Raw genomic sequence first — 14670 nt, forward strand, 5'->3', positions numbered from 1 at the left:
TACCAGTGTGCCAACAAGTTGATTTCTTGAAGAATTTTGCCAACTTGCTGACACATCAGCGAAGTGAAAGGGAGGTTTCGTATATATATTTTAAACAAAGGGGAAGAAAAGAGTATGAAGAAATTACAAAACATTCTTTTGGCATTTCTGGTAATGACAATGATTGTGTGTCTGCCGGGAAATGCAGTATGGGCTGCTGAAGAACAGGCAGCAGACAGCCAGACTGACAGCAGTCAGCAAATGACTTCAGATAATATGAATTTTGATGTTATCTTTGCAATTGATGGAAGTGGTTCCATGAAAAAGTCAGATGCTATGAAACTCAGACTGACGGCAGGACGCCTTTTTACTGAACTTGCATCGTCTGATACATCAAGAGCAGGCTTTGTACAATTTACCAATGTCATCATGGACAGTGCAGGGCTGACAGACCTTTCTACAGAAGAAAATAAAGAAGCATTTCGAAATCGTCTTTCCGGACTTAAGGATTCTGTAAAGGGAACCTGGGATACAGATATTTCCCTGGGTCTGACAGAAGCTTTGAAGATGCTGAAAGATGGCGGATCATTTGGAAATGACAGACATCCGATCATTATTCTTTTAAGTGATGGAAATACGGATCTTCCAAGTGGGCCAAGAACAGTCGAGGAATCCAATGCAGAGCTGACTACTACTCTGTCAGAAGCGTCTCAGCTTGGTGTTCCGATTTATTCCATTGGTTTGAACTGGGATGGAAAACTGGATATAGATTATATGCAGAATATTGCCGACCAGACTGGCGGACAGTTTTATAATATTACCAGTGCTTCTGAATTTAACCAGAATATGAAGGATATTTTTGGTAACGTTGCAGATGGTGAATCTTTAGATCTGAAAGCGGAATACAAAGATGGACGTTATCAGACAGATTTTGTAATTGATAACAGCAGTGTCCTTACAGCAAATATTGTTATTCTTACAGATAAGGGAGTCAGCGATCCAAAGCTGACAGATCCGACAGGTGCAGATATTCCGTTGGATGAAGCACATGGAGTGATCGTTGCAACAGATACCACACAGGATGGCACAGTATCAACTTATACAATCCTTAAGATCATGTATCCGGCACAGGGAGTATGGAAAGTCAGTGTAGCTGGTGAGGCAGATGACGCTGTTCAGATCAATCTTCTGACTACATATGATATTTCCTTTGTACTTAAGAACAGTAAGAATCCGGTAGCCGGTGAGGCAGTAACTATCAAAGGAACACTCGTACGTGCCGATGAGGCAATCAAAGACAGTGACCTTCTTGCAGGAGCAACTGCAGTTTGCACGATTGTAGATAATAAAGGAAATATAGTAGGCGAAAACCTGCCTATGAAGTATAACAAGAAAAAGAGTGCATTTTATTACAAAATGACACCAGAAAAATCCGGAAACTATTATATTACTGCGAAACTGGAAGGAAAAGATGGAAGCTTTTCCAAGGAAGCTTCACAGCTTCAGGTGGCTGTAGACAGAGAACAGCTTGCTGTTTCTAAGAATTATCCGAAGGTAAGTCTGTGGTGCAATCCAATCAAAACAAAAGAAACATTAAATCTGACAGATTATGTTCAGTGTGAAGATTTTTCTACACTTAATTGTAATGTTGAGGAATCGGAGAAAAGTGTTATTGACATCAGTTATAATAAAGGCACAGGAGAATTAAATATCACACCACTGAAAACAGGAAGCGGACTTGTTAAGTTGACTCTTACAGATGAGTATGGTCAGAATGCAGAACTTACCCTGGATGCAAAGGTAAGAGGATCCTGGATCTGGTTTGTGGCAGGTATAGTGATTCTGTTAGTTCTTATAGCGCTTATTACTGCACTCAGACAAGCAACCAAACCATTGCTGAAAGATCCGGTGACTGTCGAATTGTCACTGCCGCCAATGCTCGTGAATATGACTCCGGCACCGGCAACAATCATTCCGCCATCTAAGACATCGGAAGTTATTCTTGGAAGACTCATCCAGAATGATACGTTTGCACAGAGTACTATGGGCGATGTGATCATGAATGCAGGACTGTCTCCGCTCCTTGGAAAAGTAAAACTGATTGCACGTAAGGGTGGTGAAATTTCCGTGAAGATCATGCCAAAGGTTCAGGGAATGGTCATGATTGATGGACAGACAGTAGATCCTGCTAAGGGAATAACCCGTGTACTGACCAAAGGTGATAAGCTGGGAATTCAGTTTTCAGCAGATGGCAGAATGACAAGTACCGTATCGTTGAGACTTGGTGAAGATAACAGTAACTGGGGCGGCGTGACTTTTGGAGGTTCAGGTAATGGCCCGGATTTCGGCAATGAAAGTTTTGGAACACCATTTGGAACTGGCGGAGGCTTCGGAGGAAGCGGAAACGCCGGAGGATTTGGAACTGGCGGAGGCTTCGGAGGAAGCGGAAATGCCGGAGGATTTGGAACTGGCGGAGGCTTCGGAGGAAGCGGAAATGCCGGAGGATTTGGAACTGGCGGAGGCTTCGGAGGAGGCGGAAATGCCGGAGGATTTGGAACTGGCGGAGGCTTCGGAGGAGGCGGAAATGCCGGAGGATTTGGAACTGGCGGAGGCTTCGGAGGAAGCGGAAATGATGATGGATTTGGAAGTACCGAAGATTTTGGAGGAAGTACATCAGATGACAACGCTTCACAGGGAAGTTTTGAAACTGGATCCCAGGAAAATTCTCAGGGATCAGTAAATAATGGTGGAGGAAACAGCGGATTTAATTTTGGCGGTGAAGATTCTAACGGAAACGGATCTGACAACGGATTTGGAGGCTTTTTCTAAAAATATAACGCAAAAACTAATGGAAAGGTAAGGGAAAGAAGATGGCAGAAGAGAAAGAAGTTAGCTTATTGGAGAAATCTCTCAGTCTTTCAAAAAATGGAGGAATCTATTACGGAGGAGCCAGAGTACCTGCAGATGAGAGGAGTGCAGTTTTGTTTGTAGGTCTTGGAGGAAGTGGAGCAGATGCGCTGATACGTATCAAAGATCAGGTGAAAACAAGAATGATTCTCCCTTCTGATAAAACAGGAGCACCTGTTGCTGATCAGCCGAAAAATGTTGGATTTCTGGAAATCGATACAGACAGCAGTGTACAGGCAACAGCGTATGGCACTGCACATTTCGATCCATTTGGAAATGAGTTCTGTGATATTTCCGTTAAATCTACACCAGATGTAATTCAGGATATCAAAAAGGCAAAGGCAGCGGGCGAAGAATGTTGGCAGTGGTTTGATGATGATGTGAACCAGGTGGCCGGTGCAAGAGGTGCCGGCGGTATCCGCCAGATAGGAAGAATGCTTCTTGCCAATAACATTGAGAAAGTCAGAAATTCTGTTTCTGGTAAAATTGATAACCTTATAACAAATAATCCACATATTGAGGAGTTACTGATTTATGTATTCAGTGGAATTTCCGGTGGTACAGGAGCTGGTACATTCCTTGATATGGCATATATTCTGAGAAAAATTGCCAAAGAAAAGAGCCCAAATGTAAATATGATGGGTTATCTGATCATGACAGATGTTAATGAATTAAATGGTGGTAAAACAGAAGCTCTGAGAACCAATGGCTTTTCTTGCCTGAAGGAACTGGAATACTGGATGAGCACAGGTGAGCACCAGGAACGTTATTATCAGAAGTTCCCGAAAGGATTTGTACTTAATGAATTGGAATGCCCATTTGATTTCTGTCACTTATTGGATGCTTCTGATGTTGGAGGTCATACTTTCAGTTATGACAAAATTCTCAGATCTGTTGCCGAGAATGTTTTTGCCTATATTTCAGGAGAAGTAGGCGGCGAAACATCAACCAGTACCATGGCATCCATGTATAATAATATTCAGGGATATATTACAACTTTAACAGCATCTGCGAAATATCCGGCATGTTATAATTATCTTTCTCTGGGAGCTTCTAAGATTGAAATTCCATATACGGAAATTTCTACATTAATTGCAGCAAGAGTATTTGAACGTCTGGATGCGGGAATGTTTAAGAACAGACCAACGGAGACAATTTTTAATCAGACAGTATACCGAGATTTGGAAATGACAGAGGAAACGATCCGCAGTGCGCTTTATCGCAATGTGACAGTTGACAGACCGTTTCTTAATGAAAAAAATTATAAATATGCGGATGTATGGCCAAATAATGCACCTTATCAGGCTGTAAATAACTGGCTTGCACTATTTCAGCGTTCTGTAGTGCAGCAGGCGGGAAATCTTCCGGGATATCTGGAAGGAAGATTAAAAGAATTTATCAAAACGAATCTTGAAAACAAAAAGACAGGTCCTGTATACTTGCGTTATTTTGTAAAATCAGAAGAATCCTATTGCCTGTATCATATGCTGGAAGCATTCCGTAAATATTGTCTGGAACTTTGTGCGCAGTGTGCCGGAAAATCCAAGGAACTGAAAGATAATATGCAACAGGCTTATGCGGAAGGTGGAAACCTGGGATTTGGAGGAAGTAAGAGTAAGGCGTTGAAACATTATCTGGAAGCTATGGACAGATGGTACAGAAATGAAGAACATGCTTTCCTGAATGAAAAAATTGCCGAAGTTATTGAGAAAATTCAGGGAAGATTGAAACTTTATTATGAAAATATTCTCCGTCCGCTTACAGATATTCTACTGGAATTGCCGAGCATTTTTGAGAAGAATGTAAATTATATTCGTGTAAATGCAAGTAAAGTGGATGAAGGCACAGATATTCTGATTCGTCCACTGGAATTCGAACAGACAAGAAAGAATGTGTTTGACGCGGCAGTTTTGAAGGCTGAAAATGAATTCCTTGGAAGCCTTTCCAAGAATATTCATAAATGGATAGGAAGAGATATTGACGGTGTAGATGAGAATATTGCTACCAGCGTAGATATTTCAGGATTTATTTCAAATTTTATTTCAGAGAATTTCCAGACACTGCTTACTATTGACATGGAATCCGTAATGAATACGAAACTGAAAAATGGAGAAAGTCTGGATGACTATATCAGAAACCGTGTAGAGGATCTTCTGAAATTCTCTTATCCAATGTATAAAGAGAGTACAGGTTTGACTGGCACAGTAGAACAGTTTGCTATGATTTCCGTGCCGAGTAACTGCCCAACAATCTATAAGGTTACAAAAGAACATATTGCAGCCAAGAGTCTCAGTAAACGTGTAATGGTGAAGAAGAGCAAAGAAGAAAGCCGTATGTATATCATAAAAATTGCCAGTGGCTATCCACTGTATTCCAACGCGTTTATACAGGATATGGAAAAAGCATATGAAGAGCAGATGGGAAATCAGAGTACCAGCAGTGGAAAACATCTGAAACCGGAATGGCGTGACCGTCTGGCTTCGCCGTATATCCAGCTGGCATGGAAGGCACCATATGTGTGCAGACGAACTTTGGAAAGAAATGATAGATATAAGAAGATTTTTGATACCTGTTTTGCAAATGGAATCATTACACATGGACCAGACAGCCTTTTACTGAAGCAGGCAAATCCAGATGTTGTGAAGAGCGTTAGCAGGTCAAGTCTGACAGCACCTACAGTTCTTGGAAAAATGGAACAGTTTGAAAAAATAAAATCAAAGCTGTGGGATGAAGATCATGTAATAAAACTTTACAGTTGTGGTACTTATATGAAAGCGCAGAATGAGGTGCAGGGAGAGATTGATAATGTAAAAGAAAATGTACTTCGTTTTCCGCTTCTTCTTAATACTCTTGAAAATGAGTATAAGTTGGCGGAAAAAATCGAGACAATAGACGAGGAACTGCATTATCCGAAATATTTTGCGATGGCGAATATGAATCACATGATTAAGACGAATCCGATCACAGGAGATACAACTTATAAACGTACAGATGCAGATCCGTTCCCAATCAGACTGACAACAGGTCAGGAAATGCATCCGGATTATAAGGACTATCAGATTTATCAGAGCTTCTGTGAAAAACTGAATCAGGATATAAAAGAAGAAATCAGTCTTCAGTATGAAAACCTGAAGAATCGTATTGAGATTAATCCGAATGCTCTTGAGGAATATGTGAAGGAAATACGAAAAAATATTCAGTCATACGAAAAGCAGACGGAAAAAGCGCGCAATGAGATGTACAACGCAGGTAAAGAAGAGAGACCGGCTTTTCTGGAGAAGATAGAATTCTATCAGGGTTCTATAGAAGAATTAAAGCGTATGCTTCCAATGAGTATGGCAGATGAAGAGAAAAAAGAAACCGGGTCATCTTCTGTTGTGGAAAAGCCACAACAGGAAGCAGAAACTTATAAATTAGAACCACAACAGGGGACTGCACCACTGCGTTATCTGAATCCACAGACATGGCAGCCAATAGAGAGTCCGCAGCCAGGTCAGCAGGTATTTGATACCCAGATTAAACAGATAATCATTTATCAGCCGGAACCGCCGAAGACGCCAAGATATTTGAATCCACAGACATGGCAGCCGATAGAGAGTCCGCAGCCGGGTCAGCAGGTATTTGATACGCAGACCAGTCAGATGATTATTTATCAGCCGGAACCGCCGAAGATGCCAAAATATCTGAATCCGCAGACATGGCAGCCGATAGAGAATCCGCAGCCGGGTCAGCAGGTATTTGATACAGAAACTCAGCAGATGATTCAGTATTATCCAACTCAGCAACTGGGAATGGGTGGACAGAATCCATATCCGCAGCCGGGAATGGGCGGTCAGAATCCATACCAGCAGCCGGGAATGGGCGGTCAGAATCCATACCAGCAGCCGGGAATGGGCGGTCAGAATCCATACCAGCAGCCGGGAATGGGCGGTCAGAATCCATACCAGCAGCCGGGAATGGGTGGTCAGAATCCATACCGGCAGCCGGGAATGGGTGGTCAGAATCCATACCAGCAGCCGGGAGTGAATGGCCAGAATCCATATCCGCAGCCGGGAATGTCGACTGGTTATCCGGGATTTTCGTCTGGAGATGATGGAGATCAGAAATAAAATATAGAGAGCAGTCCTTAAAAGGCTGTGATAGAGATGAATCATAACGCAGCGCTATTTTGCAGCGTTATGATTCATTTTAAGAAACAATTTGGAGGAAACTTTTCATGGGCAGTAATCATGCGCAGACCAGACAAAATACGGAAGAAATAGAAAATAAACTAGATTCGATTCTGAAAGCTGTAGAATCCCAACATGGTTTTAGCAAAAAGAACTTTGTCATCATGAAGAAACTCGTTTTCTTATGGGTAATCGGAGAGAATGCTCAGATAGAAGAATTATTGAAAACAGAAATCAAAAGTATTGTGGAAGACAGCCAGACGGTATGGATCATTCACAGTAAACCAGAAGAGATTGCAGAGAACATATATGACAGGTTCTATGATGGAATCAATTTTGCATCTCATAATTATCTCAATGTGGATATGGATAATCTTATGATTTGTCCGGTATTGCTTCCAGGATGTTTTGAACAGGAAGGGTCAGAAATGAATTTTATACAGGCTGCCCTTTATGTTGAGAGTGAGCTGGAAGGACATAGAAGACATCCGCAGTGGAGTCCTTTCATCCTGACAAGTGATGAAAACATAGAACTTACAGGAAGGCAGCTTCGTGTTGCGACATCATTTATGGATGAAATCATGCAGGAGGGAAGAAAATATAATCAGGATTGTTGTTGTCCTGGTTGTATAATTTCAGACGTCAATGAAGTAGGACAGGCAATTTCACTAGAACAGAAGGCGAAGATCATCGTTCTGCTGACTGTATTTCGAAATACAGAATGCGAAAATGGAGAAAGTGTCAATACAGTCATGCTTCCTATTGCAAAAGGAGAGAAAGAATGCTTTTTTACTGCAAGAGCTATTTCTATCTGTGAACCGGTAAAATCATTGATGTTAAATCGTCTTTTAGCTGTTCACAGCTATTTCAGAGAAGGAAGATTTCCTCAGGATAAATTGTTTGATAATTTAAGAAATACCTTTTTTGAGGGAAGTATATGGAAAGAACATCTTGATAAACTTCCTCATGATGAGAAATATAATATTCTGACAGCGCCTGTTTATAGTAATATTCCTCTTCCTGACGCAAAGGAATATCAGAAATCTCTGGAAGATTTCAGTGAAAGATATTATTTTGCACCACTGCGTGAAAATGAAGCGGAATTAATAGAGCAATGGTGGAAGAGTTTTTTTGAAGAATTTTTTATGCAATTGGCAGGTTCTGTAGAGAGTCTGGATGCTGTAGAAGAAAACAGAGAGAAGATTTTGGATAAAGTTCCTCCTTTGAATGTAAAGACTGCAGGCGCTGTTTATGTAAATGATTTGCGCAGAAGTTGTGAAGGATGGCTTGCCGGTGAATTAAAAGGATATCAGAAAAAACTGGCAGAAAATTCCATAAAACCGGATGGTAGATATATGCAGCGGTTCAGGGAAAATAAAGAGACTTTAAAAGATATTCTTCAGAATATGGAAAGCCTGATTCGAAGCAGAATCCGGCGGCTGCGTCAGACAGAACTTTTGCTCAACACAGGTGGTGGACATATAGCAAATCCTCAAGATGAGGCAGAGCACTGGATGCAGGAATATACAAACAATGATCCAAAGAAAGTAACAGAAATTTACAGGGAATATCAGCGTATATTATGTGAGATGTTTCAGAAAAACATTGGCAATGCGAACATAACGGGAACATTGCTGCTGGATAATTACAGTAAGATCGTTTCCGGAAGTATTGAGAGCAGAGAATCTTATATGAAAACAAAATTGGCAAATCTGGCGGGATCCGATATGGAACAGCTGATTTCTAAATTAGGAGAGAGCTGGCTTTATCCGGTTCGTCTGATTGGAAGTGTAGATCAGAATAAAAACCAGAGGCTGTACATTATGGGAAATAAAGAAAATTATCTGTGCAGAAAGATGTTAGAACAGCCCAATTATCAGGTAGCATTTAAAGAATGCGCTCTGGATGATCGTCTGGAAATTGTACGAGTTTCGGATAAACTGACAAAACGACAGATATTTACACAGGAACAGGAGAGTGACGAGAGTGGCCAATCATTATAAGCCGTTGAGGGGATTAAGAGGCATACAGACAGATTATAATAAATTTCAGTTTTCCTGGGATTCAGCGGGAAATGATTATCAGGCACATTTTCTCTGGGTATATAAAGAGGATGAATTAGACAGACCATATGTGATGAAATATGCGCAATGCATAAATAATCGTATACAGACAATTTTTCAATATAATAACGTTTCTTTGCAGGAAATACGAAGAATACAATTTTTGGTGTTTTTGTCAGATAATCAGATGGCACCTTCTGGACAGGAACTGAATGAATTGAGCAGATATCCGGAATTTTTGTGTGAAGTCTGTTGTGGAAGTGGTGAGATAGAATGGAAATGGATTCAGGATCAGTCTGGAGTGACACTTGGGATAAACAGTAATAAAAAAATTCCGCAGGGAATACTTTATTATGAATATCTGTATGGAAATAAAATGTTTAGATTTCACATTCCGGGAGAAATCAGATGTGGGGAAAACTATTACAGAAATATTTATTTCCCGGGAGACATGGCAGGGACACCACAGCTGAGATCCAGCGAACAGAATGTGAGACTTTCTGTTTGGAATGGAAAAAATAAGGGAAGTAAGAATGGTGGTTTGCTGGATAAACTGGCAAACATGATCCGGAAGTAAGCAATACGAAGGAGGAAAAAAGAAATGGGATATTATCCGATTAAATGCATTCATTGCATGAGACCGCTAAAAATGGAAGATCGTTGTGTAAAGCTGGCTCCGGAAGAAATTAAATCTTTTGATTCTGGATTAGACAGAGCACAGGAAATCGATCTGAATGATGACCTGGATATTAGAGATAGAATATCGGGGAGCAGAAATAAGAAGATTTTATATAAAAAGCTGGCAGAACTTCGAGCAGAAGGGGTAATTGAAAAAGAAGAAATTCTTCCGATTAAAATCTCAGGAGAATTTCAGAATATTGAGGAATGCAGAAAAGATTTTGTTCAGTCTATAATTGTGCGTAACCTGGATGTAAACGGAAAGAAAATGAGTGGTAAGATTCGTAAATTTTACTGTCCTTATTGTCATAATGCAATCATTCCCATGGCAGGTAAACTTCCTATGTATCTGGTAAGCCTTCTTGGTCCGAGTTCAGCTGGAAAAACGGTATATCTTACTATTCTTCATATGCTTCTGAGTGGTCAGAATTATCCACTGCCGCAGGGGTATCTGTCGTTTGATCATATGGGCGAAATGGGAAAGGAATTTCAGAATTTCGCTTTTGATATCCGAGGAAAAAATGAACTTCCAAGTACAACACAGGAAAATAGAAAAGATCCCTATTTGTTACGCGTAAACTATGTGGCAGATCCTGCAAGTGGCGAGATGAGTAAACAGTGTATTCTGGGTCTGATTGATATGCGAGGTGAGATGCTTCAGGGGGATCATAATGATGATCTGCTGGATTATAATGTTCCGCAGTTTAAAGAGGCAAACGGATTTATTATGATGGTTGATCCGGAGACTCTGGAAGGAGTTTATACCCGTCTTCCGGAACAGTATTTTGGTGGCAGAAAAGTTGAGCAATTATATCGGACGATTGATTCCATGAAAGAAGCAATCATGGAGTGTATTACTGCTGAAATGGGAAAAATAAAACGCCCCAGCGTGGTTGCACTTGCAAAACAGGATATCTTATTAAAGAACAACGCTCAGCTTGGTATCCCTCTTACACAGCCAGTGATCGCACCTGGTTTCAGACCTGTTCTTGGCACTCATCTGGGACAGCGTTATTATACACCAATGAGTGAGTCTACTAAAGCATGCATTGCATATCTTTCAGGTAGTTTCACCACATTCCTGAATGCTACTTTTGACGATCCTTATTATGTGTCTGTTTCGGCATTGGGAAGTAGGGTACAGATAAGAGGAAATAAGATTGACAGCTGTGAAAAAATCAGTCCCGTGCGAGTAGAGGAGCCATTGCTAAGACTGTTGATGGAATTTAATTTTATTCCACCATTTTACAGAGATCAATATTTTGATAATCCTAAAGGGGTAATGGAAACCTGGGGAAAAATCTATGCAGAGAACTGGACAGAGATACAGGAACCAGAAATAACGGAAAAGAAAAGAAAATGGGGCAGAAAATAGGAGGGACTTCTTATGATAGGTCAACATATATATTCCAGGTGCCTGGAAGGATATTTTTCGAAATCCGGAGTCAATGCCGATAGTACGACAGTAACGATCAGTATGGATATGTTTGCACGGAAAGAGCAGGCAAAGAGAATTGCCAGAGAATGTGAGAGCATTAGTGTATTGGAGGATGCACGTCCTGTCCCTTCAGAAGTTCAGGGGGCATATAGGGGTGTTTTGAAGATTCGCAGATTGAACAGACAGATTACAGTGGTATGCCGTTCTTATCGTCTCCATTCTGAACAAGGAAGCTCTGGCAGCGGTGAAAGCAGAGATTTCACCTATGCCAGCAACTATATCCTGGCCGGAGAGGACAGAGAAAAATTCCTGGAAAATCCTGAATATTTCCTGAACATTCAGGATTTTGAACCATATCCTTCTGTTATGCAGAGAATCAGAGAATCCAGAATGCAGGGGAATAATGGAAGAATCGAAGCAAACGAAGAGTATTCACTGTTTAGAAGTCAGTGCCGTAAAGCTGTTCCGGATATTTTCCAACAAGCCGGATTTAACAGAGAGCTGTTTATAGATTATATTTCCAGTATTATTCATAGAGTCTCCGGGTCCCATTATCAAAAGAATGAAAAAGTGCTCGTGATTCTGCCGCAGAAGTATAATATGCCATGGGAAAAAAGTGGTGGAAATGCATATGCAGAAGAAGTATTGGCTGCAACAATGAAACTTCTTCCTATGTGTGTGCGTGAGCAGTTAAGTGCCAATACCGGTGGTCTTCATGAACCGTCAGCTTCTGTGCTGGAGGGCTATCAGCTTGTGTTTATGGAACCGGGAAATACAAAGGAATGGGAAAAGAGTGAGTATTCTGTAATTGATCTGGAACAGAAGACGAGCTATGTTCCTGAAAATACTGACAGAAAATATGCGGAATTTTTATGGGAACATTTATCTGAACCAGAAGTCAGAAAAAATTTTGAAAGACAGTATGATACCATTTTTGATGAAGAAAAGACTGGGGAAGAAGACCATGGAACGGAGAAATTTGCTCTGGTGTTACAGCTTCTGGATGAAGAGAAAACAAATTTTGCAGACGCAGCAATAAGAAGACACTTGCTTTTGGAATTAGTGTATTATTGTCAGAAACACTGGTCGAAATATGGAATAGAAAAAACGGCAAAAATTCTTGAAAAAGAAATTCAGGAACCGGGATATGACAAGGAAGTAGAGAAATGCTTGAGAGAGCTTCTTGAACAGGAGAAATGCCCGGAAGAACTGAGAACGTACTGCATTACGATTCTCATGCAGGATATTCTTTCCGGAGAGGGAGCGCAGGAAAGTATTCAGTGGATCTGCAACCAGATTGAGGAAAGAGATAGTGTTGTTCTTAAGAAATTCAGTGAAGCAAACGATTATGTAGAAGCAAACACTAATACGGCATGGCATGAGAAAAAATCTCTTACGGAATTTTATATGAATATCTGCCGGAACCCAGAAATTTCTGAAGAAGACAAGGGAAAGAGAGAAGTCCTTTCTATTTTGTCCAAGTGGTATTTTGAATTTCTTGAACAGAATGACTGGGAAAACAGTTCGATGGTTGTGCGGATACTGTCAGAACAGTTAGAAAATGTAGGGTTGGGTCAGGAAAGAAGAAAAGAAGTTTATGAGGATTTGTTATATCTTCTGTTTTTTGGACAAGGAGAGGGAAGAAAACCGATCGTTGAAATTATAAAGAATGAAGAACGAACATTTTCTTCTAATCCACAAAATCTGATTTTGTTCAGAGAATGCTTTGCAAGGCAGATGCAGGAAGAAGATATTCATATTAATGAAGATGTGATTTGGCAGATTACATATCTGGCTGTATCCGGAGATGAGACTTATCTTCAGGAGCAGTGGAAAGTTTTACATGGTAAATTTGTACAGAGATTTGCAGGAAGCAACAGTCAGGAAATGTTTAGAGGAATTCGTGAGAATTTCTTTGGATGGGTCAATAATATTCATGATGATGAAAAACTTCAGCTTCTTTATGATGCAATGGCTGTGGCAGAGATAAATAATCTCAAATATGGAGTTCCATATTATAATCCGGAGTTTTCAGAGTTTTGTAAGTTAACAGAATTACTGATTGTAAACGGAAGAGAACGTCAGGCGGCAGATTTGCTATATGAACGTTATATGACAGCAGAGAAGCTGGAGAACAAAAAAAGTCTTTTCATGCAAATGAGTCAGACTCAGAGATGGCAGATGCTGATTTTAAGTACAGTTTATCATGATCATGACAAATTGCTTAGGACAGCAAGAACAAGCTTCTTAGACCAGCGAGAACAATTTTTGCAAGTAACAAAAAGTCTGGAGCTGACAAATGAAGAAGCAGAAACTGCTGTTGAGATTTATCTGGAATCTCTTTCAAAAATAGAATCGCTTCCTGAGCTGTGCCATATCTATCGAAATGAACTTCCTGAAATTAAAATAATTTCAGAGAAAAATAATTTCAATGATCATGTGAGTACAGAATTGAAAAAAATGATGGAACAGTGTGACGCAAGTCAGGGAACAGAGCTGAATATAGGTGATGTACTGTTCCTGAAAGAGCAGGGATTTCTTCCTTTTGATGGAGAGAAATGGAAATACCTGGATGTTATCAGCAGTTTGTATCAGGCTGAGCCATGTTGTTATACTGAAGATTTTATTAGAATTCGGTCAAAAATCATTCAGGAAACCGGTAACGGTCTGAAAAGAAGTTATCTTGATGCTCTGACAAAGAAAAGAAGAGCTCTCTCAAATGTGCAGGGAGCAGAAGAACTTCTTGGAAATATTGTTCTCCTGGAAGGCCAGATCAGACAGGATATGCTGGATGATGATAAATTTTCACTGGAGGAAGCAGCCAGAGAAATTTTTGGAGGTAATGGTAAAAAGGAACAGCTTTTAACAGCTTTGCGTTTGCTCAATATTATACAGAATTATGGATACCAGAGAGATTATGGGGCATATGATTGTGAGCACGTAAAAAATCAGCTTCTGAATGTGATATTAAAAATGGCAAAAGCAAATCCGAAAATTTTTGAAGATGCACAAATTGTCAGACTGTATCGAAAAATAGATCGAGACAACAGAAAACTTCTGGAAGGAAAAGGGTTTGGAAAATGTTTGCAGGAACTTTCAGGAGAATGGCAGAGTCAGTATGGAATCCGGGAAGAAAAGTCTGTGGCTGAAAAAGTTTTGCCGAAAGTGATGGGCGTGGTATTCTTTTTACTGGGAGTAGGATTGGAAGTCCTGTTTTATTATCAGTATGGAAAAATAGATATAAAAATTACGTTACTTATTGGAATGATACTGACGGCGGTGGGAATTATCGGTGATGTGGTAGTAATGATCTATATGCTTTTTCATCTTGATGAAAGATAAAAATGTTACTGAGAATGAACGGTAATATAAAAATTGCTGAGAAAATACAGCGATATAAGAAACCTCATTTCTTCAGAATCTGCAGGAGCCTGTC

At 40.2% G+C, this 14670-nt stretch carries 6 protein-coding genes; all 6 read left to right on the plus strand.

Annotated features, from left to right (window positions below):
- The first annotated feature begins 114 nt into the window (after nt 1-114).
- A complete protein-coding gene (locus ACTNC0_RS10335) occupies nt 115-2808 on the plus strand; it encodes a vWA domain-containing protein (protein ID WP_441087286.1) in 2694 nt (897 codons plus the stop codon).
- 41 nt (nt 2809-2849) lie between these two features.
- Nucleotides 2850-6995, plus strand: coding sequence for a tubulin-like doman-containing protein (locus ACTNC0_RS10340; protein WP_441087287.1), 4146 nt, complete (start codon nt 2850-2852; stop codon nt 6993-6995).
- 107 nt (nt 6996-7102) lie between these two features.
- Nucleotides 7103-9058, plus strand: coding sequence for a hypothetical protein (locus ACTNC0_RS10345; protein WP_441087288.1), 1956 nt, complete (start codon nt 7103-7105; stop codon nt 9056-9058).
- Nucleotides 9042-9695 (plus strand): hypothetical protein, encoded by a 654-nt coding sequence (locus ACTNC0_RS10350; RefSeq protein WP_441087289.1) that lies wholly within the window; start codon nt 9042-9044, stop codon nt 9693-9695. Before ACTNC0_RS10345 ends, ACTNC0_RS10350 begins: the two co-directional genes overlap by 17 nt.
- A gap of 24 nt (nt 9696-9719) precedes the next feature.
- The gene (locus ACTNC0_RS10355; RefSeq protein WP_441087290.1) at nt 9720-11171 is read left to right on the plus strand and encodes a TRAFAC clade GTPase domain-containing protein; all 1452 of its coding nucleotides are present in this window, start codon (nt 9720-9722) and stop codon (nt 11169-11171) included.
- Between the two features lie 12 nt (nt 11172-11183).
- A complete protein-coding gene (locus tag ACTNC0_RS10360) occupies nt 11184-14576 on the plus strand; it encodes a hypothetical protein (RefSeq protein WP_441087291.1) in 3393 nt (1130 codons plus the stop codon).
- Nucleotides 14577-14670: the final 94 nt, after the last annotated feature.

This window comes from Blautia sp. HCP3S3_B11, from assembly GCF_052064435.1.
Lineage (GTDB): Bacteria > Bacillota > Clostridia > Lachnospirales > Lachnospiraceae > Blautia_A.